Raw genomic sequence first — 21,780 nt, 5'->3', positions numbered from 1 at the left:
ATATTAAATATTACTGTTGCAGCAGCAAACGCAACTTCTTGTTAAACTCGCTGGTCTTGCTACCCAGGGGGGCAAAGAAATCGGCATCAAATTGCTCTACTACTTTAATAGCTTGCCGGGTGATCTTTTCACCGTTGGCCGTCAACGCTACGGTTTTAGCCCTGGTATCCGTGGCATGTTCCCGTCTCTCCAGCAGGCCTTTTGTTTGCAGGGTGCGCAGCACTGTGGAAGTGGTCATCGGATCTATCTTGGAGTGAGCAGACAGCAGGATCTGTGTCACTGGCTCGTTTTGCCGGGTAAGCCACATGGTACTGGCCAGCAGAACGAACTGCGAATGCGTAAGGTCATACTTCTCCAGTGCCTTGCGGATTTCCCGCTGCCATAAACTAGTTACCTGCCACAGCAGAAAACCCGGACTCTCTTCTGCTTCGGCTACACTAAAAGGATTGTCTTCTTTCTTCATCGCCCATTTTTTTGCAAAAATAATTATAGTTTGCTCGCTACCTGGATTTGATTTTCCATATCAGCAGGTAAACCGTTCACAATATCCTGTGCCACTATCTTTTTCCATAAAAATCCAAGGGCGCCGGATACCGTCATGGTGGTGGTGATCTTCAGACCCTCTGGTGTTTCTTCAAAGGTATGCTCACCGTACATTTTAGCCAATGGGAAGCGGGTGAGGTCAACAAACCTCTTATTTGGAACGATGTCAAACAACTCAATCTTCACTTTAGGGCCGTTTTTAGGTTTGAGCAGGAAATGGTTACCCTTTTCAAATTTTCCGTCCAGCCGGGCATATTCAATGCCGTCATCCCAGGTATGCCAGTTGTTAACGTCGGCAAAAAGTTTCCACATTTGTTCTTTGGTAGCGGATTTGGTAACGATAGTATGGGATTGTGACCACATGATAGTAATGTTTTTGACGTGAGTAATTATTTTATAAGTGCAAATATAATAAGTGTACTTATGATAATCAAACATATTTTATCATGATAATTTTATGGTTGTTTTTTTTAGACTAAAGGGTGTTGCCAGGGCGACCGGTAGGGGCGTTGTAATAAGGCCGTGGCAGCCGGATCGCCGGTAATAATCCGTTGCTGCGGGTTGTAAACAACCGGGCGTCCCAGTTGCATGGATATATTGGCGAGAATACAACTGGCGGTGGAAATATGCCCTTCTTCGATATCTGCTACGGGGCGTCCGCCATTTTTGATGGCGCCCAGGAAGTTGAGCATATGGAGGCGCGTGGCAGGAGCTGCATTTAATTCAATAGCCGGTTCGGTCAGATCTTCCGGGTATTTTTCCTTTTCATATACTACATCTTTATGAATAGGGGCACCGTTGTCGGCAGGTATGAAGTCGTAAGACATGGTGCTGGCAGTCAGCGTGCCTTTTTCTCCATATAATTTAAATGCCCATGGGTATTTGGGATCTGCCGGCGTGCCCCAGGTACGGTGCTGCCATACGCAGTTTAATCCCTCGTATTCAAAGATGGCTGACTGGGTATCGGCAATATTCGATTTTCCTTCTTTCTGCACATAGATACCGCCGGTAGAACTGATACGCTTAGGCCAGCCCAGTTGCAGCATCCAGCGCACCGTATCAAACATATGGATACACATATCGCCCATAATGCCATTGCCGTATTCCATAAAAGTACGCCACCAGCGTACGTGGGGGAGGCCGTCGTAAGGCCGCAGGGGAGCGGGGCCTGTCCACATCTCATAGTCAAAATAATCAGGTACCGCCTGTACCGGCGGGTTGCCATTATTGCGCATATGATAGTAACAGCACATTTCTACATGGGATACTTTACCCAGCAAGCCGGCATCTACGATATTCTTTTTCGCATCTATCAGGTGGGGAGTACTTTTCCGTTGGGTGCCCACCTGTACTACCTTGCCATATTTGCGGGCAGCGGCTACCATGGCTTCCCCCTCGATCACATCTACGCTGATCGGTTTCTGTACATATACATTTGCGCCAGATTCCAGCGCAGCAATGGTTTGCAGGGCATGCCAGTGGTCAGGCGTTCCTATCAGCACAATGTCCAGTTCATTTTCTGACAGGAGCTTACGGTAGTCGGTATACAACCGTGGCGTTTCATGGGAGACTTGTCGCTGGCGTACCATGTCGGCAGCGGCCTGCAGCATGTTTTTGTCAACATCGCATAATGCAATCACTTTCACCGGCGCTACCTGTATGAGGCGGAATAGGTCGCTTTTACCATACCAACCGGTGCCGATCAGCGCCACCCGCAAAGGCTTGTCAGGATAAATGAAATCGAGCGCGCTGGCGCCTATGGCGGAAAGTGCGAGAGTAGCCGTAGCTCCCTTTAAAAAACGACGGCGATTGATGTTAAAATGGTGCATAGCGTGGAAATAATTAAAAGTGGGTAAAACATTCTTTCGCGTACAAAATAAGGTTCAGTAAGAAAGATAATAGATTATGCGAAAAAATGCCAGCTATGCAAAAAAAAGATTAGGCTTCCTGGTTCCGTTGCAGGATATCGTTGATCATAGGTTTCAGGGTCTGATATTCTTCCGGGGTGAATCCCATGCTGCAACTGATTTTTTCAGGGATATCGGCGGCACGGGCTTTCAGCTCCGTCCCGGCTGCGGTTAACTGGATATTCACGATCCGCTCATCCGTTTTGCTGCGCGACCGCTTAATCAGCTTTTTGCTTTCCAGTCGCTTTAACAACGGGGTGAGGGTCCCGGAATCCAGCATCAGCAATTTTCCCAGCGCTTTCACCGATAACGTTTCATGTTCCCATAGCGATAACATCACCAGGTATTGGGGATACGTAAGGTCTATCGCATTTAAAAAAGGCTGGTAATGCGAAGTTACCAGCCTTGATAATGCGTAAAACGAAAAGCAAAGCTGATTGGATAATTTTAGTTGTTTCAATTGACTTGATTTAACAACACAAAGCTACGCTAATGTTTCAATTAATATTTTAGCCACTTCTTCAGAAGATGCCGGGTTTTGCCCGGTAATTAATAAGCCGTCTTTCAGGGCGTAAGGATGCCAGTTGGCGCCTTTGCTGTAAAAGCCGCCTAACTTTTTCAATTCATCTTCCAACAGGAACGGTACAATGGTAGTGAGTTGCACGGCCTCTTCTTCTGCATTACTGAAGCCGGTTACTTCCTTACCTTTTACCAACGGCTCGCCATCAGGGCCTTTTACCTTTACCAGTGCTCCGGGAGCATGGCAAACAAAGGCCACCGGTTTATTTTGACGATAGAAGGTTTCTATCAGTGAAATAGAGCTGGGATCATTGGCGAGGTCCCATAATGGGCCGTGGCCGCCGGGATAAAATACCGCGTCATAGTCGGCGGCATCCACTTCATTCAGCTTCACCGTATGCGCCAGCTTTTCCTGTAGGGCAGGGTCCCGCTTAAAACGCTCGGTGGCGGCGGTTTGAAATTCGGCCAGCTCACTCTTCGGATCTATCGGCGGTTGACCACCTTTCGGCGAGGCCAGGGTGATCTCTACCCCCGCATCTGCCAACACATAATAGGGGGCGGCAAACTCCTCTACCCAAAAACCGGTCTTATGACCGGTATTGCCTAACTCGCTGTGCGAGGTCAATACAATAAGTACCTGCATATGATCTGGTTTATATCAAAGCTAATTCAACGTTTATATTACCATGGGTAGCCTGGGAATAAGGACATACCTGGTGCGCCTTTTCCATCAGTGACTGGGCCAGTTCAGGGTCAGTATCCGGGATGGCTACTTCCAGTTTCACGGCCAGGCCATAACGCCCCGCGTTATCCTTTCCTAAACTAACTGCCGCAGTAACCTGGGTAGTACCGGTACGCACCTTTTCTGTTCTGATCACCAGGTTAAGTGCACTGTCGAAACAAGCGGCATAACCCGCGGCAAATAGTTGCTCGGGATTGGTGTAAGCGCCGCCGCTACCACCCATTTCCTTTGGCATGCGAACACCCATATCCAATACCCCGTCGGAAGATGTTACATGTCCGTTCCTGCCACCCGTTACGGTGGCGAGTGCTGTGTATATGCTTTCAAATGTGGCCATAAAATTCTAATTTATTGTGTAAAATTAAATTGTACACAATTTAATTCCAAATTAATTTTATCACCGCCTCTCATAATTAACAAATAAATACCCGGTAGAGTTGAGAAAAACATCTTTTCGACCTTCTTCCCAAAAAAATTATGGTGAAGTCATAAATATTCATTTACTTTGCGTCATAATGACGTAAACAAATTATTGAACCCTCAGCTGTACTATGGAATTATGTTAACCCCACCATTATTCCAACAACCCTGCTGAAAAACTGGAACAACATGAACAAAAGCAAAAGAATAGCCACGGCTTACCAAACGCTGGAGATAATGGAAAAAGGCTGTTATCGAAATCAACATAACCACCTCATTGATATCAGCGCTGCGCTGCAATACAGCGTAGCCAACACGGTACATTATAAGCCCGGAGATTTTGAAACCGTATGTCTGCAAAGAGACCAGCAGTTGAGAAACCTACCAGTGAGGCCACTTCGTATATCCGTTACCGGTGAAACCACTTTCGCTGCTGCCTATCGGCTAATAGTAAAAGAAGGCATCACCGACGTATGCTGCCTTAACTTTGCTTCGGCAAAAAATCCCGGCGGAGGTTTTCTTGGTGGCGCGCAAGCACAGGAAGAAGCCCTGTCCAGGGCCAGCGGCCTGTATGCCTGCCTCAAATCCAAACCACAGATGTATACGGCCAACAGACTAACCCACACCTGCCTGTACACTGATAATATAATCTATTCTCCGCAGGTACCCGTGTTCAGGAACGACCGCGATGAATTGCTGGACGAGGCCTATCTTGTATCAATCATCACCGCCCCGGCTGTAAATGCGGGCGCCATCAGCAACAATGAACCCGGTAGACTTAAAGACATGGAAGCCGTGATGCTGGCAAGAATCGAAAAACTATTGTCAGTGGCGGTAGCCAACAAACAAACCTCCCTGGTATTGGGAGCCTGGGGCTGTGGTGTTTTCAGGAACAACCCGGCAGATATCGCCCGTTGGCTGGCGCACCATATCTGCCACAACGAAGTATTCCAACACGCCTTCACAAACATTGTATTTGCCGTGTATGATACTTCGGAAAAACAACATAACCGTAACGCATTTAATAACGAATTTCAACACCATGCAGTATAATAACGAATGGCTGTTAGCCAGGTATGAAGCGAAAGAGCGATTAAAGTTTGTCTTCTTCTGGAAGCCACTCGTGGCGCCAAACGGACAAATTACCGCCTCCTGCCTGGGACAGTGGTGGAAAAGCAATTTTACCGTAGACGGTATTACCTATAAAACGGCGGAACATTGGATGATGGCGGGCAAAGCCCGTCTCTTTAATGACCCTGTTGCAATGGAAAAGATATTGCAGGCGGCTGCCCCCGCAGAGGTCAAAAAGCTGGGGCAGCAAGTGAAAAATTTTGACCAGGCTACCTGGAACGCCCATAAATTTGATATCGTGGCCACCGGTAACTATCATAAGTTTTCACAGGACCCCGCATTGAAAAAATTTTTACTAAACACGCAGGAACGTATATTGGTAGAAGCCAGCCCCATGGATCGTATCTGGGGAATTGGAATGGCGGAAACCCACGAACATGCAGATAATCCCACCCTGTGGCGCGGCGAAAACCTGTTAGGCTACGCACTCATGACGGTAAGGGATCAATTGAAATAAACATGACACCAAAAGCTATCAGCAAACTGCTGAGTCTTATTCTCCGGCATAACCCGGACAAAGTACAACTACCACTCGATGCTCATGGCTGGGCCGACGTAGCTACTTTACTGCAACAATGTAAAGCACATGGATTCCACTTCTCACGCACCGAACTGGAATCGATGGTAGCCGAAAATGATAAACAACGCTTCGCGTTCAACGAAGATAAAACCAGGATCAGGGCCAGCCAGGGACATTCGCTCTCGCTGAATATCTCGCTGGACCTGCCCCCGGCCACACCGCCGGAATACCTCTATCATGGTACGGTAGGTAAATTTGTGCAACAGATCAGGAACACTGGTATACAGAAGGTCAGCCGTCAACACGTGCACCTGTCGGAAGATCTGGGCACGGCACAGAAAGTAGGCAGCAGGAGAGGCATACCGCTTATCCTCACTATACGCAGCGGGCAAATGCATCGCGATGGTTGGGTGTTTTACCTGTCGGCCAACGGGGTATGGCTCACAGATGAAGTGCCGCCGAAATATATTCAGTAATGCCTGCTTTGCCGCCATGGCAGCGATTTAGCGGCTTAATGAAATTCTTCTGAAAAGTCTCTCCTGTAACGGGAGAGGCTTTGTTATTTAATTAATTAGTACTTTTAGATAAAAAACATGTCTATCAATTCCGAAGCAGAACTCAATGGCATGAAAAGGGTCAGCAACGCAGTAGCCGTTACCCTGAAAGAAATGAGAAACTATGCCAAACCGGGTATGACAGCCCGGGAAATCGATGATTTTGGTGGAGAGATATTAAATGCTTTAGGAGCAAAGTCCGCACCCAGACTTACCTATGGCTTTCCCGGCTGGACCTGTATCAGCGTCAACAACGAAATTGCACATGGCATTCCTTCCGAAGCAAAAGTATTGCAGGAAGGCGACCTGGTAAATATAGATGTATCTGCAGAGCTGGATGGCTACTGGTCCGACAATGGCGGCTCTTTCGTGTTGGGAGAAGATATCCATCATCACCAGGTACTGGTAGATGCATCAAAATCTATTCTCTATAAAGCTATTCACCGCATTAAAACAGGTTCCCGTGTGGCCGACCTGGGAAAATTTATAGAAACCGAAGCCGGAAAATCCGGGTTTACAGTAATCAGAAACCTGGCCGGACATGGTGTAGGCCGCAGTCTCCATGAAGCGCCAGACGATATCCTCAATTGTTATGTTCGTTTCAATAAAACCCGGTTTAAAAGAAACGGAGTGGTGGCTATTGAAACATTTATCTCAACCAAATCCTCTTTTGCCAATCAAAGCAACGATGGCTGGACGCTCATCGGCAACAAAGGTGGATTTGTAGCCCAGCATGAACATACCATCGTGGTAACCGACCAGGCACCTATTATATTGACTGCCGCCAACGAAATCTGGAACTGATCACTAACGCAGCGATAAAGTCACTGCCCGGATATTCTTACGGTCACTGGTATACGTAATATGCACCAAACCATCTGCGGTGGCGATAATAGCAGGATAGCTATATTCGCCACCCGCATGTTTCTCCAGGGTATACACATCTTTCCATTGCAGTCCGTCTTTCGACACCGCCACCCTCAGCTCATTGCGACCATTCGACCAATCTTTTCCTGATTTGGTGGGGTTATATACCAGCACCTGCCATCCATCGGGCCGGGTAACAGCATCAATACCTGAATTGGGATTGAGGAGAGACAAACCACTCACCGTGCTCCAGGAAGCCCCGTTATCGGACGACCAGCTGCTGGCCACCACATTTTGCCTGCTGCGGAACAGCGCCTGTAGTTTCCCGTTTCTATAAGAGAGCACCGTAGGCTGTATAACGCTGAAAGTGTCGCAGTTGATGTTTATTTTCTTCCACTCATGCCCAGTGCTATCACTGATTTCCATATGCGATATCCATATATTACCTTTCACACTCTCTGTACTGGAGGGATGCAGCAAATGCCCATCAGGCAGCTGTATGCATTTATTCTTAATAGGTCCGAATATACCGGCAGGTAGTTTTTCCGGAGAAGACCAGCTAACGCCGTTGTCATGGCTGTAGCGGGCCATGCCCCACCACTCCCGTGGATTGGGGCCCACTTTGTAAAACAGGCAAAGCAATCCCGCCCGGGTACGGAACAGTACCGGGTTCCAGCAAGGGTACCGTAGGGTATCACTGACGATACCATCTGCCAGCTGTACAGGTTGCTGCCATTGGTTATTTTTATACAGAGACGCCCATATCACCACATCTTTACTACCTTCTTCTTTACCGCCAAACCAGGCCGCCAGTAATTGTCCGCCAGGAAGGGCGGCGATGGTAGACGCATGACTGGAAGGGGTGACCGGCTTTTCCATGATCAGCTTATTATGCACCAGTGTGGCCTTCAGTTGTGCTTGTGCCGGGAAATAAAATACTGCCAGCAATAGCAGCGAGAAACAATTTCGCATATTATACGGGATCTTATGAGGCGGTTAAATTAAGGAATGGACGGTGATTATCATAAAGATTGGTAAATTTGCCGCCTTATGTCATTATATACTACCACAGGAACAGTTACGGTTACCTGTAACAAACGCCTGACACCCTTCCTGGAACAGGAAGTAAAAGAACTGGGATTTACGATAGATGAGACATTTGTGACCGGTGTGCGGTTACAGGCTTCTGTCAACGAGTGTATCCGTTTAAACCTGCAGCTGCGCTGCGGCAGCCAGGTACTCTATAGCCTGAAACAATTTGAGGCCACCGATGCAGATGATATCTACCAGGCATTGCACAGCTATCCCTGGGAAACGATTCTTCCGGCAGATGGCTATTTTTCAATCACCAGCAACGTACAGAATGATACCATTAATAACAGCATGTTTGCCAATCTCCGTGTAAAAGATGCGGTGGTAGACCGGCTGCGCGCTGAAACAGGGAAACGCCCATCTACAGGCGCAGAGCTGAGCGGTGCTGTCATTCACCTGTTCTGGAAAAATGAAAAGGCAGAAGTGTTTGTAGATACCAGCGGCGATTCGTTGGCCCGCCACGGTTACCGCAAAATCCCGGGTCGCGCGCCCATGCTGGAAGCCCTGGCAGCATCCACCATCCTCGCTACAAAATGGGATTGTAAGAGTCCCTTCATCAACCCGATGTGCGGTTCCGGCACCGTGGCCATAGAAGCCGCACTGATAGCCACTAATAGCCGCCCCGGTCTGTTCCGCGAAAACTATGCCTTTATGCACCTGCAAGGCTATAACGAAGACGTATACCTGGAAGAGCGGGGCATCCTGGAAAAACAGATAGTAGAAGTGCCCGGCTTACGCATTATTGCTACCGATCTTAGTGATATGGCTATTGTCAATGCACGCAAGAATGCAAAGGCCGCTGGTGTACAGGATATGATTGAATTCAGGGTGTGCGATTTTGCTGCTACAGAAGTGCCTGCCAATGCGGCCGGCGTCGTATATATGAACCCGGAATATGGTTTGCGCCTCGGCGAAATCGAAGCACTGGAAGAAACCTACGGCCGCATCGGCGATTTCCTGAAACAACGTTGCGGCGGCTACCACGGCTACGTGTTTACCGGTAACCTGGAACTGGCAAAGAAAATAGGCCTGAAAGCCAAAAGAAGAATCGAATTTTACAATAGTACGATCGACTGCCGCCTGCTGGAATATGAGCTGTATGCGGGTACCCGTGATGCCAGGAAGCTGGCGGGAGATAAAAATGATGAGTAGTCCTTACTATAAAAGTATATGATGAAAAAGCGCTGCCTTGGCCGGGCAGCGCATATCTGTAAAATGTTGCTGTCTTAAATAGCCTCGCTCACATTAATTGGCCTGGAAAAGCTCTCCTCCAGGGATATAATGGTTTCTGTACGCTCTATCCCCTTGATGTGCTGGAGATCATCTTGTAAAATTTTACGTAACTCACCGCTGTCCTTGCAAATAATTTCTGCAAACATACTGTATGAGCCAGTAGTATAGTTCAGCCTTACAATCTGCGGAATCTTCAATAGTTGTTTGGCTACGGTTTCATACAGTGAGCTTTTCTCCAGGTAAATACCTATAAAAGCCAATACATCATAGCCGATAGCACGTAGGTTTACCTGTAAACGCGTCCCTTTAATAACCCCCATTTCATGTAACTTCTTAATGCGCACATGAATAGTACCGCCAGATACAAAGAGCTTCTTTCCCAGTTCAGCATAGGAAATACTCGCATCGGTTGACATTTCTGAAATGATTTGCAGGTCTAATTTGTCAATATTTAATGGGTGACTCATTTTTGCAACGCGATTTAGATTTTTTTCTAAAAATAGGTATTTTTTTGAAATAATCGCAAAAATCATCTAAGTCAAAATTTATTTGCTTCCTGTCATCAACTGAAAACCCAGTCTACCGCCGCCTTTTACAGGTAATACACGGAACGGGGCCTACAGGTAACGCGCTCCTCCCATGAAATTACCCACCGGGATAGCGGCATTATCTCCCGGCTGGCTTTTTTTAATTATATTGATAACTTATTTACTTGTCGTTAAAAATCTTTGATCTATGAAAGCCAATGTTACCAGCAGAACAGCGCAGTACATGGCGTTATTCAGAGCATTGGAAACTACCCGCTCTCCCCGGAAAAGATTATTTGCTGACCCGTTTGCCGCCTGGTTCCTCGACAATGGCTTGAAATGGGCCGTAAGACTCTGTCGCATTCCCGGTTGGAGAGCCTTTGTAGAACGGATAATAAAGAATAAAATTCCCGGCGCCCTGTCCTCCGGTATCGCACGTACGAAATATATTGACGAATTGCTATTGCAATCTGTTGACGCCGGCGCACAACAGGTATTTATACTGGGGGCAGGATTTGATACCCGTGGCCTGCGTTTGCCGGCGTTAAAACACCTGAAAGTGGTGGAGATAGATCACCCCAATACCTCCGCCTATAAACAGGCCGCATTGCGGATGCATCATATGCCGGCGAAAATATTCTATTACCAAATAGACTTCAATAAGCAGAGTCTTGATCAACTGGCGGCGCAGCACCACTTCGACTTTACGGCGCCCACCGTCATCATCTGGGAAGGCGTTACCAACTACCTCGACAAGTCCGCGATCGACAACACTTTCAGTTTCCTGCAACGTTTTGCTCCAGGATCTATGATAATCTTCACGTACGTACACCAGGAGGTACTCCGTAACCCCGCTGCTTTTTTCGGCGGTACAAAATTGCTCGAAGGTGTAGCTGCCCTGGAAGAACGCTGGACATTTGGCTTCGAGCCGGGAGAACTGCCCGGATACCTGACACAATACCAGTTTACACTGCAACAGGACCTGGGAGCGACCGGGTATCGCCAACGATACCTGCCCCAACGTCCGGAAAAAGGATATGAATTTTATCGTGTAGCTTACGCGGTACGCCTGCCTAATAAAGACGAATAGCAGCGGTAGCAGTAGCCATCCAGGCTTTTTCAGGATTCCAGTGATACAGGTCCCTCCAGGTACGCCATTCTTCTACCAGCGTAAAGCTGCGTAAACAATAGCAGGTATACTGCCATAACCGGCTATGCGCCAATATCGCCGGTAGTGGCAGTAACAGCAATACCGCTGCTATTACGATATCTGCCAGTCGCTCCTGTAAACCCGTATGCCGGACCTGGTTAAAAGGAAATAAGTTGGCTGTGCTGGTCGCATGATGATAAATGAGGTGCAGCAACAGCATCGGGAAGCCCGTTGTGAGTAGATGGAGAAGGACCTGGAAGGTAGCAGTGGCCAGCATTTGCAGCGATTTTTATACAAATGTATCCCACACCTGAAAACCAGGAAAATACGCTACTGGCGGGGCTACCGCCATTTTACGGCCAAAGCGGGATTATCGCCGGTAAAAGATGATAGCTCCCGGAACATATGCATTCACCGACCGGTTAAACTTTTCAGGCCGGTAAGTGTTGTCTTTATGTAACCCGTTAGGTTCCACTAAAACATTACAGCTATGAAATCGATCTTTTTGTCAGCACTGCTTGCTGCAATATTACTGTTAGGAGCCTGTGGCACTACGGTACATATGACTGGTACCTGGAAAGCACCGGAGGCGCCATCTTCCGGGTTTCATAACATGGTGGTAGCGGCACTTACTTCTAATATGGCTGCCCAGCAAACGGTTGAATCAAGGTTGGCAGAGGCGCTGCAGAAACGTGGCATTGTGGCCGGACGGGGCGCCGACATTTTTCCGCCTAAATTTGATCCTACCCGTGAAAACGATAAAACAGCCGCCGGGGAACGGATGAAAGCCGCAGGCTATACTTCCGTGCTGACGGTATCCCTGGTGAATAAAGAGTCTGAAAGAAGATATGTACCAGGTTCTATGGGCTATGCGCCTTATCCTGCATTCGGCTATTATGGCCGTTTCTGGGGATATTATGGCTATATGTGGGGCAGTGCATATTCACCCGGATATTATACTACTGATAAAACCTATTTCCTGGAAAGCAACCTGTATGATCTGACCCAGGACGGCAAGCTGGTTTGGTCTGGTCAGTCTGAAACGTACAATCCCAATAGCCTCGAATCTTTCGCGAAATCGTATGCCACACAGGTATCTACTGCCCTGGACAATGCCGGATTGCTGAAAAGATAATCAGTGACTATTATCGTAGTAGGTATGATCGCGTGCAATTTTGCCATTGTATCACCGTGTTTGCGTTAGTAAGACTTATCTTGGCGCCGGGCTGTACACACGCGGCAAAGGGAAGTGCCAGTAACAGGTAATTTTTCATAAGATCGTGTTTGAATACCGACAAATTACGAAGAAGCTGGTGAAAACGGATTTATAATTTACATTTGTCGCATTAATGATAAACTGGCCTGTATGGAAATGACCACACCCAACCCGGAGCTGCTGAAACAACTTGTCGTGATGAAGATGCCTTTCGGAAAATATAAAGATGTAGTGCTTTGCGACCTCCCCGTTAGCTACCTGGAATGGTTTCAGCGAAAAGGCTTTCCCCAGGGCAAACTGGGCATGCTGCTGGAAACAATGCTGGTCATAAAAATGAACGGGCTTTCCGCTTTACTGGACCCGTTGAAGAACAAAAGATAGGGTAACGTTTACGCACCTGCGAGATAAGCAAAACGGCTGTTTCCAATAAGAAACAGCCGTTTTTAATAAAATATGATGGGAGAGATATCAGAACCAACTGGTATTTTGTTCTTCCTCTACTGATCCGGCTGCATCGGCAGGAGCAATGGCGGTTTGCGCAATGGCCGCTTCTGCAGGTAGTTCAGAAGTAGCTTTAGGAGCCGGCATCACATTTTTGCGGATAGCGCCTTCTACTACCGCACCTTCTTCTATTTCCAGCACCATGGCATTTACGTCGCCCTTTACCAGGGCTTTATTGCTGATATGTGCTTTGTTGCTGATGTAAACATCGCCATACACTTTTCCATGTACTACCAGGTCGGTAGCATATATATGGCCACGAATGCTCGCCGTTTCACTTACCACCAGCTTACCGGTGGTTTTTACATCGCCCCTCACATTACCATCGATACGGCCCGAAACAGAAGCGTCAATGCTGCCGTTGACGGACACAGTTTTAGGAATACGAAAAGCTCCGGGGACAATTATATTTCGGAATAGATGTCTGACACTGATCACACGTAGAAATTAGAGGGTGATAGGATTAGGTGTTATAGTAGGAGTATGCTGTTGCTGGTCCTCAAAAGTTGAAATAATAGAACTGGAGTTACCGAGATCCAGGCCCACACTCCGCTGTGGTTTGTTATCTGAAATTCTTAATGAATTATAAAGATAACCAATACTCATGAGCTTTTCCGGTTCAGGTGCTACTTCTACAGGAATAAAGTCACGGAACTCTTCTACAAAGGCATCCGTCAGTTCCCGGTAATGGGCGCCGCCACCCATGAGATAAATTTTCTCGCAGGTTTCAAAATCCAGGTCGGTAAAATAACTGCGCATCAACGGTGATACTACTTCTTTATAATATTGTGTGAGCACGCCTTTACGCATATCGCGCAGATCTATGCGCTTGCGGTTGGTGAAGATGGAACCTTTCATAAAGGCATCATCCACTTGGTGCTCATTCTTCATTTCCAGGTAATGTTTCTGGTTTAGCTCACGGGTAAGATTGTTGATCGCATAACGGATGCCGTGAGAACTGAAGCAGGTACGGTGAATCAGCCCATCGCCGGTGGCCATACCACCTTCAATGGTACCAAATCCAAAACTAACGGCGATGAAGTTGTCGAGCTGCGGTTCATTAATGGTCTTCTTCAAACCAATAATACCACCCACAATTTCAGGGATAACTTCATACTTCTCAATATCAAACATCGCTTTCTTAAACGAGCCCTTGGTATTGTAAGTTTGGGTATCGTAGTCGATCAGGAAATGTCTTTTACTTAAAAATTGTTCCGCCGCATTTTTGTAGATATTGTAGGTAGAGAAGGGAAAACCAACGGTCAGGGCTATTGGCTGCTGTACCTTATCGATTGTATTCAACAACGCAGCTTTAAACAATATTTCATAATCTTCTTCCGTAGGAGAGGCATTGGTCACCCGGCCCGGATTGATGCCACCTCTCTTTGCGAGATTGCCTACCAGGTACCAGGCTTCATCTTTTTTAATTTTTAATCCGTTGAGTAAGTCCTTACTTGAGTTTTCGGTGTTTCCAAATGCGGTCTCAAAAACGCTTGGGAAGCTGGTTGTTGATACTTTCATAGTACTTTGTTAATAACGTTGTGGCCGTGACTCTCCTGCAGGAGGGTTTTCATCGGGATTGAAATAGTAATTAAAGATATAAAATATTAGGATAAGGGGATGACAACCAGTGAATTTACGATAAATTTAATACAGCATCCTTGAATTTCAAAATACCGGTAGATTTCATATGAACTGATTACGCACCTTCCTGAGCAGTAATGGATACTAAACCCCGGCTTTTTAGCGTTTTTAGGCTGTCCCATCCCATACCCCGTATACTGTATTCAAATGCAGGGATAATTGCGTTTACCACTGCACAAATCTACCAATATGAAACTGCTGGTATGGTCACCCATCTTGTTATTACTTTCCTGCCACTCCTCGCAGAAAATCTACCAGGCGCCGGCAGTAGGAGCAGAGGCCCAGTTCGACCGGGGGCTCCGGCCGGAAAAACATCCCCGTTACCTCTTCGATAAAAAAACAATGAAGGACATGCAACAACGGGGAACGGCATCAGGGTATTCGTCGAAACGCAGGAGTTCAAAGCCCACTATTCCGTTGCCGGGTGAAAGCGGACATGGAAAAGACAGCACCGCCGCAGTAAATGACAGTGCGGCTGCGCCGCTTCGGGTTGACTCCACCCAGGCGCCTGCATCACCCACAGATACCTCCCGTCACGGGACGCCCAGCCCCACAAATTGACCGCAATACAGCGGCTCAGTTTCCTCTTTATTCCCTACATTTGATCCTACTGCTTTAAATTGTTTATGAGGAAAGTTTTCATTTTTTTACTCCTGGCCGCCACCAGCCAGGTGATAGCACAAACCCCATTGTACATGCCACTTGGCTTCAAAAAGGCGTACGACCGGCAAACCCGTAGCTATAGCGGCGCCCCGGGGAGTAAATACTGGCAGAATAAAGCCGGGTACGATATCCAGGTCAACTTCGACCCAGCTACCAACCAGGTAGCCGGCACCGAAACGATTCAATATACCAACAACAGCCCGGATACTCTTTACTCCGTTAATTTTAAATTGTTTCCCAACCTCTTCCAGAAAGGAGCCGTGAGAAATATGCCCGTGTCGGCAGATGACCTGATAGAGGGCGTGGTGATTAAAAATATGAAGATCAACGGGAAGGATCATCCGGTGATGACACCCACCAAAGGAACTAACATGCCCGTGAATATCCCGGCGCTGTATCCCGGGCAGTCGCTGAAATTTGATCTTGATTTCTCCTATATCCTGAACGAGAATACCCATATCCGCGCAGGATCCATCGATACCGGCGCCTATTTTATTGCCTATTTCTTTCCTCGTATCGCCGTATACGATGATATCAATGGCTGGGATATGATCAATTATATGGGCATGCTGGAGTTTTATAACGACTTCAGCGATTTCCGTGTAGCCATTACCGTTCCCGGTGCGTACCAGGTATGGGCTACCGGCGATCTCAAAAATACCAGCGAAGTATATGCTGATAAATATGTGCAGCGGATAACAGCTGCCGAAAAGAGTAATGATATTATAGCAGTGATAGATACCAGCGATATCCGCGCGGGTAATATCAGCCCTAAGCGTAATACCAATACCTGGCGCTTCGAAGCCACCAACGTACCCGATTTTGCGTTTGCCCTCAGTAATCACTATTGCTGGAATGCCACCAGTGTGCAGGTAGATGATCAAACCAAACGACGTACCCGCGTTGATGTAGCATTTAATCCCAATCATGCCGATTTCTTCGATGTAGTACGTTATGCCCGCATAACGGTTGATAAAATGAGCCATCACTTTCCTAAATGGCCTTTTCCCTACAACCATGAAACAGTGTTTGATGGACTCGACCAGATGGAGTATCCTATGATGGTAAACGATAATCCACTGAGCGATAAGGCGCAGGCCATTGAACTGACCGACCACGAGGTATTTCATACCATGTTCCCTTTTTATATGGGTACCAACGAAACGCTGTACGCCTGGATGGATGAAGGATGGGCCACCATTGGGGAGTGGATCATTTCACCCTGCATCGATAGCACCATTATCGATGACTATGGGATGGCGCCGTATAACTACGTTGCCGGTAAAGCTGCCGATCTGCCAATTATCACGCCTTCTAACCAACTCACCGAAGCTTATGTAACCAACTCCTATCCAAAGCCGGCATTAGGATACCTGTACGTAAAGGATATGCTGGGCGATAGTCTTTTCCTGAAAGCATTGCATTATTATATTGAACAATGGCACGGGAAACATCCGCAGCCTTACGACTTCTTTAATTGTATGAATACCGGCGCCGGTAGAAATATGAACTGGTTCTGGAAAAGCTGGTTCTTTGACAATGGATACCCCGACCTGGCCATCGGTAAAGTATTGCAAAAAGGGAAGCAAGGGGTGGTGGAGATAATATCCAAAGGCACCAAACCTGTGCCGGTAGATGTGACGGTATTGCTGGAAGACAATAGCACCCTGAAGCTGCACCGGAGTGTTGCCTGCTGGGAAAAGGGAAACAAAACAGTTTCGCTAACATTTTCTTCTCCCAAAAAAGTAAAAAAAGTAACCCTGGGAAGCACCTGGGTAGCGGATATCAATAAGGCAGATAATGTATATGAGCTGAAATAATTCAAAAACAACAAGGCCATGGTTGCTACACCATGGCCTTGTTGTTTTTAAGATACCTTTTACAAGGTATCATAATACAAAGAGTAAAGCTTCTGATACACACCTCCTACCACGCCAAAGCCTCCCTGCATATTACTGCGGAGTTGTATGGCCTGAATAAGGCTGTTTAACCCCGGGTTACGTTTTACTTTTTCGTAGGTCAGCAGGAAGTCATAATATTCCTTCGAAACAGATTTTACATATACCTGTACCCGGCCCACTGGCGCAATGGCTTCCGCCGGACTGGAACTCAGGGCAGTAGCATTGATATAAAAATAAGTGGTCAGTGGTTTTCCCATTTGCGTAAATAAGATGCTGTTATAGTTTTCATTCAACCCGCCAATCTGGTTGTTGTCCGCATTTTCATCCTGGGTGTAGCAGGGAATGCGCAGAAAGTCATTCAGGAAGATGCTGTCTTTTTTCATATCAATGCCAGGCTTATCTTTTACCCGGTCATAAAGTGCTTCATTTTCACTTTTCCGGTATCTTACGCCCTGCCAGGTAAAGGAGGTATCCAGTGTTACGCTTTGTTTCAACGCTTCCATCACCAAATATTGTCTTACGCCAGGCAAAGGATAGACCGTAAAATGAAAACGTAATACAGGACGTCCGTTCAGCAAGGTCCGTACAGTATCCAGTAAATCCACCTTAAAGGGAGGAGGAATGGTAGGAGGAGGTTGCGCGGTAATAGGTCGCAGTCCGGGAACCTCTACCTTCACGGTATACGTTTTGCCGCCCAGTAGCTTCGTCTTGCCCTGGTAAAGACTCATAGGCCGCGTGGTATCCGGTACATAAGGCAATTCCTCCAGTACCTGTCCGCTTTTGTCCATGAGTGTTACCCTGGCATTGTTTACCAGTATAAATCCATTGTCTACACCCGGTGCTACGGGCTTGCTTTTACCTACCAGCACCTGCGGTACTTCCCCGGCCACCAGCTCGCTGTATACCACCGCCCGCGGCGCTGCATGGTTATCTGGCAGGGGTAACTGCCGCTCGCATCCGGTGAGTAACCACCAGGCCGCCATGGGTAATATGAAGAAGAGATATTTCATGATTAAAATTTGAAAGTATAACTCAGATAAGGTAACGTCCTGAACAGGCTGTATTGATATAACTGTAACGGGTATACGTTATCATACGCGAAGTAAGAAAATTGATCAAAGCTCACAATAAATGGATTGGAGCGGTTGTAGATATTGTAAATACCGCCTGAAATCACATGTTTGAACCGCCGTTTGCTACCCAGAAAAAGATTGGCGCCCAGGTCGAGATGATGAACTGCGTTGAGGCGATAGTTATTTAATCGCGCTATGTAAGGCAGGTAGTTGACCTGGAAGGTAGAAAAAGGCGAGTAACGTTCATCCAGGTATCCCTGTATGTTGCGGGCCCAGTCGAAGTCAGGGAATATTTGTGTTGGCAGCGTGAAAGGTGCGCCGCTGGCAAACTTCCAGGATGCGGAAAGGTTCCATTTCTCATTGAGCCGGTATTTAACCGCCAGGGAAAGATTGTGCCGGCGATCTTCCTTATAGGGAAACATTTTGCCTCCGTTCAGGCGGTCGAACTGGCGCCATGCCCAGGACAGGGTATAGGAAAAAACGCCGGTGAGTTTTCCCTGTGTTTTTTCCAGCAGAATTTCGCTCCCATAATTATAACCATTGCCTGCGATCACTTTCTTTTCCCACAGATCGGAGTTGTCAAATATATTCAATACGGTATTGGTGGTAACGATATTCTTCAATTGCTTATAGTACAAGTTTACGTTGAACCGCCAGTCCGGACTCCATTGCCGTTGGTAGGAGAGGCTATAGGAAAAAGCATGTTCCGGTTTAATATTGTCGGTGCTGGGTACCCACAGGTCGGTAGGGAGGTTAATCACAGGCGTGGTCAGTTGATGCACGAACTGCGTCATTTTAGCAAACGATACCTGTACGAATTGCGACTGGGGCAGCTGCCAGCGTACCATGATCCGGGGCTGGGCGCTGGCATAAAAAGATGAAGATTGTATCAATGCCCCGAAATGCAGGCCAGGGCGCACAATCAGCTTATCATTGAATAAACTGAGTTCATCTTCTGCATAGGCCGTTACCTCCGACATGTAATAAATGGGCGCCTTCCGCACTGCGGCTTCTCCTGCGGAAATATTGGTATGATAGGCTGTAGGTGCAAAGTTGTGATAGGTATAGCCCCCACCCAGCGAAATATGTTGCCGGTTACTGACATTATATTCTGTTTCATTTCTTACAGCAATATCGCGGATCCGCGAAACTCCCTTACCCTTTACAAACAGCGAGTCGTTGATCGTAAGCGGGATAATAGAGTTTTGCGTAAAGAGGTTGTAAAACCGGCTGTAGGTAGCGGTGGTATTGGAGAACACCCTGGGATTTACTACCCGGGTCCATTTTACGGCCGCCGTAATATTACTCCAGTCAAAATTATAATCGTCAAATAGCTGTATCACCGGGTTGGTACTCTGGATAAACATCTTATCCTGTCCCTTATAAAAGCTCACATACACCCGGTTTTTATTATTGATAACCTGGTTGAGTTTAAAGTTGACATCATACAGGTAATACCGGCCATAGTCTTTGAGATAAGTTTGCCCGTACAGCGCATCTACCAGGGATCTTCTGACAGACAGCAATACAGCACTCTTATCTTTTACAATAGGTCCTTCCAGTAAGGCGCTGGCGGAAACGGGGCTGGCGGTAACACTGCCATGCCATTCCTTCATATTACCATCTTTGGTGCGGATATCTACCACGGAAGACAGGCGCCCGCCATATCGTGCCGGGAAAGCATCTTTGTAAAGAGAAACGTCTTTTACCGCGTCGCCATTGAAAATAGAAAAGAGGCCGAACAGGTGGCCAGTATGATACAGGGGCACTCCGTCGAGCAGGTAAAGGTTCTGATCTGCTGCGCCGCCCCTGATCAACAGGTTACTGCTGCTTTCCAGGGAACTGCTGGCGCCGGGATATAGCTGCAGCGACTTGAGTACATCTTTTTCACCCAGTAACGCCGGGAAATTGGACACATAACCTACGGGCATATTGATAAACCCCGGCTGGGAGTTGACTTCCTCTTTTTCTCCGTTAACCACCACGGTCTGCAGCATGCTCCTGGTTTCCAGGTGAACGTCCAGCTGCCCCTCGTCGGGAGGCGGCAGATGCTGAAATAGGGGCTTGTAACTGATATGTGAAAATACCACCCCCTGGCAGCTATCCGGTACCTGGAGACTGTAAAAGCCATAAGAGTTGGTCTCCGTACCTTTTTTGGTAACAGGATCATACACAGAAGCGCCGATGATAGCCTCATTACTGTTCGTTTCTTTTACGAAGCCGCTGATGGTGTAATACTGGGTTTGTGAACTTTCCCGGAGCAGGAATATTTTCCCATTCAAGGCCGCGGCCTGTATGCCTGTTCCTTGCAGGATGGTTGTCAATACCGCCCCGGTGGTACGTTCCGTACCGGTCAACTGAACTCTTTTATTGAGATGAAGAAAACTGGAACTATAGGATACACTAACGCCTGTACTTTTCTGGATGTCCTGTATATAAAAAAGGATGGTGCCCTGTTTGGAAGGTGGGGTATAGGGATGTGCAAGGATGTCATTTCCGCCGCTTTGTGCCCGCAATTGATTAACAGGCAGCAACAGCAGAGCGGCACAGCATAGATATAAAAAATGGTTTAATAAGCTACTGGCTAATGACGATAGTGTCGCCTTCCTGTTGGTATTTAAACCCAAGCAATAGTTGTAATTCATGCAAAACATCATCACAGGACTGATGCTGGAACGTTATCGTAGCTTTTTGCTGTGCGGCCGTTTCCCTGTACTTTTCATCAATCCTGATATCTTTTGCGTAAAAATCGGCTAATTGTGGCAATATTTCAAGAAGTGACTGATCATTAAATTGCAAAATCCCCGTTTTCCAGGCAATAAAGTTGGGATTGTTGTTGTTGCGGGCATATAATTGTCCATTTCCCCAGGTCCCTTTTTGGCCGCTGGCCAGCACCAGGGACGCAGTATCGCCGTCCACACCCAGCCTTACACTACCGGATGCTACCACCACTGTTGTGCTGTCCTTCCCGGTTTGTACGGTAAAGGAGGTGCCCAGTACTTCCACAACCGATTGGTTGGGCGTTTTTACCAGGAAGGGGTGGGAGGGATCGCTGGCTATTTCAAAGAAAGCTTCTCCTTCGAGTTCCACAATCCGCTGATCATTATGATAACCATTAATATAACGGATGCGGGCGCCCTGGCGGAGGGTAACCGTAGATTTATCAGGTAATTCCAGGCTTCTTATCCTGCCGTCGTTGGCGGCCAGCTCATGTTTTTTCAAGCCAGACCGGCTTTCCAGCCACCAGGCCCCAACTGTGAGCAAGATTAAAATAGCAGCCGCAGCAGCATATTTAGTATACAGGTATTTTACTTTGGATGTATTGAATTGAATAACCCGGGTGGTCTTTTCCCAGGCAGCTGCAGTATTGTATTGACGGGAGTGTACGGCCGCAGATGGGCTGTCGCCCCAGATTTTGGAGAGAACTTCATATTCTGCCCTGTTTTCAGGCGATTTATCCAGCCATTCCTGTAAAGTTGCTGATTCTGCCTCAGTACATTGACCGGATAACTTCTTAGCTATAAGTTCATGTAGGTAAGTATCTAAATGCTCCATAGTTACAGTGTGCTCTACTTAA

24 protein-coding genes are annotated in these 21,780 nt (G+C 47.3%); 10 read left to right on the top strand and 14 right to left on the bottom strand.

The annotated features are described in order from the left end of the window. Positions 1-10 precede the first annotated feature (10 nt). The 6 genes from FHW36_RS10490 to FHW36_RS10465 all read right to left on the bottom strand — a co-directional run bounded on the left by FHW36_RS10490 (position 11) and on the right by FHW36_RS10465 (position 4,048). Entirely contained in the window at positions 11-463 is a 453-nt protein-coding gene (locus tag FHW36_RS10490; protein ID WP_145666882.1) for a MarR family winged helix-turn-helix transcriptional regulator, read from the bottom strand. 23 nt (positions 464-486) lie between these two features. Next, entirely contained in the window at positions 487-906 is a 420-nt protein-coding gene (locus tag FHW36_RS10485; RefSeq protein ID WP_145666871.1) for an SRPBCC family protein, read from the bottom strand. 107 nt (positions 907-1,013) lie between these two features. After that, entirely contained in the window at positions 1,014-2,372 is a 1,359-nt protein-coding gene (locus FHW36_RS10480) for a Gfo/Idh/MocA family oxidoreductase (RefSeq protein ID WP_145666861.1), read from the bottom strand. A gap of 109 nt (positions 2,373-2,481) precedes the next feature. Then, positions 2,482-2,910, bottom strand: a complete 429-nt coding sequence (locus FHW36_RS10475; protein ID WP_145666840.1) for a MarR family winged helix-turn-helix transcriptional regulator — start codon at positions 2,908-2,910, stop codon at positions 2,482-2,484. Positions 2,911-2,934: 24 nt separating this feature from the next. Further along, positions 2,935-3,612 carry a type 1 glutamine amidotransferase domain-containing protein gene (locus FHW36_RS10470; protein ID WP_145666831.1) on the bottom strand — a complete coding sequence of 226 codons (678 nt, stop codon included), beginning with the start codon at positions 3,610-3,612 and terminating at the stop codon, positions 2,935-2,937. A gap of 10 nt (positions 3,613-3,622) precedes the next feature. Then, positions 3,623-4,048 (bottom strand): organic hydroperoxide resistance protein, encoded by a 426-nt coding sequence (locus tag FHW36_RS10465; protein ID WP_145666823.1) that lies wholly within the window; start codon positions 4,046-4,048, stop codon positions 3,623-3,625. A 272-nt stretch (positions 4,049-4,320) separates the two neighbouring features. Between FHW36_RS10465 and FHW36_RS10460 the strand changes: the two genes are divergently transcribed. The 4 genes from FHW36_RS10460 to map all read left to right on the top strand — a co-directional run bounded on the left by FHW36_RS10460 (position 4,321) and on the right by map (position 7,140). Then, complete coding sequence (locus tag FHW36_RS10460; RefSeq protein WP_145666815.1) at positions 4,321-5,184, top strand: TIGR02452 family protein; 864 nt, start codon at positions 4,321-4,323, stop codon at positions 5,182-5,184. Further along, a complete protein-coding gene (locus FHW36_RS10455) occupies positions 5,174-5,719 on the top strand; it encodes an NADAR family protein (protein WP_145667876.1) in 546 nt (181 codons plus the stop codon). Before FHW36_RS10460 ends, FHW36_RS10455 begins: the two co-directional genes overlap by 11 nt. Positions 5,720-5,721: 2 nt before the next feature. Further along, positions 5,722-6,258, top strand: a complete 537-nt coding sequence (locus FHW36_RS10450; RefSeq protein WP_186452381.1) for an RNA 2'-phosphotransferase — start codon at positions 5,722-5,724, stop codon at positions 6,256-6,258. Positions 6,259-6,375: 117 nt separating this feature from the next. After that, entirely contained in the window at positions 6,376-7,140 is a 765-nt protein-coding gene (map, locus tag FHW36_RS10445; RefSeq protein ID WP_145666807.1) for a type I methionyl aminopeptidase, read from the top strand. A 3-nt stretch (positions 7,141-7,143) separates the two neighbouring features. On the opposite strand, the gene FHW36_RS10440 is transcribed toward map, so the two are convergent. Next, on the bottom strand, positions 7,144-8,175 hold the full coding sequence (locus tag FHW36_RS10440; protein WP_145666798.1) for a sialidase family protein: 1,032 nt from the start codon (positions 8,173-8,175) through the stop codon (positions 7,144-7,146). Between the two features lie 78 nt (positions 8,176-8,253). Here FHW36_RS10440 and FHW36_RS10435 point away from each other — a divergent pair, with 78 nt between their 5' ends. Continuing rightward, positions 8,254-9,447 (top strand): THUMP domain-containing class I SAM-dependent RNA methyltransferase, encoded by a 1,194-nt coding sequence (locus FHW36_RS10435; RefSeq protein ID WP_145666789.1) that lies wholly within the window; start codon positions 8,254-8,256, stop codon positions 9,445-9,447. 74 nt (positions 9,448-9,521) lie between these two features. Here FHW36_RS10435 and FHW36_RS10430 read toward each other — a convergent pair whose 3' ends face one another. Next, entirely contained in the window at positions 9,522-9,995 is a 474-nt protein-coding gene (locus FHW36_RS10430) for an Lrp/AsnC ligand binding domain-containing protein (protein WP_145666780.1), read from the bottom strand. Positions 9,996-10,263: 268 nt separating this feature from the next. Between FHW36_RS10430 and FHW36_RS10425 the strand changes: the two genes are divergently transcribed. After that, positions 10,264-11,145 (top strand): class I SAM-dependent methyltransferase, encoded by an 882-nt coding sequence (locus FHW36_RS10425; protein WP_145666771.1) that lies wholly within the window; start codon positions 10,264-10,266, stop codon positions 11,143-11,145. Here the strand turns inward: FHW36_RS10425 and FHW36_RS10420 are convergent. Then, a complete protein-coding gene (locus FHW36_RS10420; RefSeq protein ID WP_145666760.1) occupies positions 11,129-11,482 on the bottom strand; it encodes a hypothetical protein in 354 nt (117 codons plus the stop codon). The two genes, FHW36_RS10425 and FHW36_RS10420, sit on opposite strands and share 17 nt — an antisense overlap. A gap of 213 nt (positions 11,483-11,695) precedes the next feature. Between FHW36_RS10420 and FHW36_RS10415 the strand changes: the two genes are divergently transcribed. Together FHW36_RS10415 and FHW36_RS10410 are read left to right on the top strand one after the other, a co-directional pair. Then, positions 11,696-12,340, top strand: a complete 645-nt coding sequence (locus FHW36_RS10415; protein ID WP_145666750.1) for a DUF4136 domain-containing protein — start codon at positions 11,696-11,698, stop codon at positions 12,338-12,340. Between the two features lie 231 nt (positions 12,341-12,571). Next, positions 12,572-12,802 carry a DUF3820 family protein gene (locus tag FHW36_RS10410; protein WP_211092181.1) on the top strand — a complete coding sequence of 77 codons (231 nt, stop codon included), beginning with the start codon at positions 12,572-12,574 and terminating at the stop codon, positions 12,800-12,802. A gap of 87 nt (positions 12,803-12,889) precedes the next feature. Here the strand turns inward: FHW36_RS10410 and FHW36_RS10405 are convergent, their stop codons facing one another. Together FHW36_RS10405 and FHW36_RS10400 are read right to left on the bottom strand one after the other, a co-directional pair. Further along, positions 12,890-13,294: a bactofilin family protein gene (locus FHW36_RS10405; protein ID WP_186452380.1), complete on the bottom strand. Its 405-nt coding sequence runs from the start codon at positions 13,292-13,294 to the stop codon at positions 12,890-12,892. Positions 13,295-13,369: 75 nt separating this feature from the next. Next, the gene (locus FHW36_RS10400; RefSeq protein ID WP_145666732.1) at positions 13,370-14,443 is read right to left on the bottom strand and encodes a ParM/StbA family protein; all 1,074 of its coding nucleotides are present in this window, start codon (positions 14,441-14,443) and stop codon (positions 13,370-13,372) included. A 312-nt stretch (positions 14,444-14,755) separates the two neighbouring features. Between FHW36_RS10400 and FHW36_RS10395 the strand changes: the two genes are divergently transcribed. Together FHW36_RS10395 and FHW36_RS10390 are read left to right on the top strand one after the other, a co-directional pair. After that, positions 14,756-15,127, top strand: a complete 372-nt coding sequence (locus FHW36_RS10395; RefSeq protein WP_145666722.1) for a hypothetical protein — start codon at positions 14,756-14,758, stop codon at positions 15,125-15,127. 65 nt (positions 15,128-15,192) lie between these two features. Next, positions 15,193-17,049, top strand: coding sequence for a M1 family metallopeptidase (locus tag FHW36_RS10390; protein WP_145666714.1), 1,857 nt, complete (start codon positions 15,193-15,195; stop codon positions 17,047-17,049). Between the two features lie 59 nt (positions 17,050-17,108). On the opposite strand, the gene FHW36_RS10385 is transcribed toward FHW36_RS10390, so the two are convergent. From FHW36_RS10385 to FHW36_RS10375, 3 genes are read right to left on the bottom strand one after another with little or no spacing between them, the layout of a single operon-like run. Continuing rightward, positions 17,109-18,140 (bottom strand): DUF4249 family protein, encoded by a 1,032-nt coding sequence (locus tag FHW36_RS10385; RefSeq protein WP_145666704.1) that lies wholly within the window; start codon positions 18,138-18,140, stop codon positions 17,109-17,111. 2 nt (positions 18,141-18,142) lie between these two features. Continuing rightward, positions 18,143-20,737 carry a TonB-dependent receptor gene (locus FHW36_RS10380; protein ID WP_186452379.1) on the bottom strand — a complete coding sequence of 865 codons (2,595 nt, stop codon included), beginning with the start codon at positions 20,735-20,737 and terminating at the stop codon, positions 18,143-18,145. 43 nt (positions 20,738-20,780) lie between these two features. Further along, positions 20,781-21,758, bottom strand: a complete 978-nt coding sequence (locus FHW36_RS10375) for a FecR family protein (protein ID WP_145666698.1) — start codon at positions 21,756-21,758, stop codon at positions 20,781-20,783. Positions 21,759-21,780 lie beyond the last annotated feature (22 nt).

The organism is Chitinophaga polysaccharea, assembly GCF_007829335.1.
Taxonomy (GTDB): Bacteria; Bacteroidota; Bacteroidia; order Chitinophagales; family Chitinophagaceae; genus Chitinophaga; species Chitinophaga polysaccharea_B.
This window is presented reverse-complemented; position numbering and strand designations above follow the sequence as displayed.

Coding starts and splice junctions, on each gene's coding strand:
- FHW36_RS10490 (WP_145666882.1), bottom strand. CDS start 463: ATGAAGAAAGAAGACAATCCTTTTAGTGTAGCCGAAGCAGAAGAGAGT.
- FHW36_RS10485 (WP_145666871.1), bottom strand. CDS start 906: ATGTGGTCACAATCCCATACTATCGTTACCAAATCCGCTACCAAAGAA.
- FHW36_RS10480 (WP_145666861.1), bottom strand. CDS start 2,372: ATGCACCATTTTAACATCAATCGCCGTCGTTTTTTAAAGGGAGCTACG.
- FHW36_RS10470 (WP_145666831.1), bottom strand. CDS start 3,612: ATGCAGGTACTTATTGTATTGACCTCGCACAGCGAGTTAGGCAATACC.
- FHW36_RS10465 (WP_145666823.1), bottom strand. CDS start 4,048: ATGGCCACATTTGAAAGCATATACACAGCACTCGCCACCGTAACGGGT.
- FHW36_RS10460 (WP_145666815.1), top strand. CDS start 4,321: ATGAACAAAAGCAAAAGAATAGCCACGGCTTACCAAACGCTGGAGATA.
- FHW36_RS10455 (WP_145667876.1), top strand. CDS start 5,174: ATGCAGTATAATAACGAATGGCTGTTAGCCAGGTATGAAGCGAAAGAG.
- FHW36_RS10450 (WP_186452381.1), top strand. CDS start 5,722: ATGACACCAAAAGCTATCAGCAAACTGCTGAGTCTTATTCTCCGGCAT.
- map (WP_145666807.1), top strand. CDS start 6,376: ATGTCTATCAATTCCGAAGCAGAACTCAATGGCATGAAAAGGGTCAGC.
- FHW36_RS10440 (WP_145666798.1), bottom strand. CDS start 8,175: ATGCGAAATTGTTTCTCGCTGCTATTGCTGGCAGTATTTTATTTCCCG.
- FHW36_RS10435 (WP_145666789.1), top strand. CDS start 8,254: ATGTCATTATATACTACCACAGGAACAGTTACGGTTACCTGTAACAAA.
- FHW36_RS10430 (WP_145666780.1), bottom strand. CDS start 9,995: ATGAGTCACCCATTAAATATTGACAAATTAGACCTGCAAATCATTTCA.
- FHW36_RS10425 (WP_145666771.1), top strand. CDS start 10,264: ATGAAAGCCAATGTTACCAGCAGAACAGCGCAGTACATGGCGTTATTC.
- FHW36_RS10420 (WP_145666760.1), bottom strand. CDS start 11,482: ATGCTGGCCACTGCTACCTTCCAGGTCCTTCTCCATCTACTCACAACG.
- FHW36_RS10415 (WP_145666750.1), top strand. CDS start 11,696: ATGAAATCGATCTTTTTGTCAGCACTGCTTGCTGCAATATTACTGTTA.
- FHW36_RS10410 (WP_211092181.1), top strand. CDS start 12,572: ATGGAAATGACCACACCCAACCCGGAGCTGCTGAAACAACTTGTCGTG.
- FHW36_RS10400 (WP_145666732.1), bottom strand. CDS start 14,443: ATGAAAGTATCAACAACCAGCTTCCCAAGCGTTTTTGAGACCGCATTT.
- FHW36_RS10395 (WP_145666722.1), top strand. CDS start 14,756: ATGAAACTGCTGGTATGGTCACCCATCTTGTTATTACTTTCCTGCCAC.
- FHW36_RS10390 (WP_145666714.1), top strand. CDS start 15,193: ATGAGGAAAGTTTTCATTTTTTTACTCCTGGCCGCCACCAGCCAGGTG.
- FHW36_RS10385 (WP_145666704.1), bottom strand. CDS start 18,140: ATGAAATATCTCTTCTTCATATTACCCATGGCGGCCTGGTGGTTACTC.
- FHW36_RS10375 (WP_145666698.1), bottom strand. CDS start 21,758: ATGGAGCATTTAGATACTTACCTACATGAACTTATAGCTAAGAAGTTA.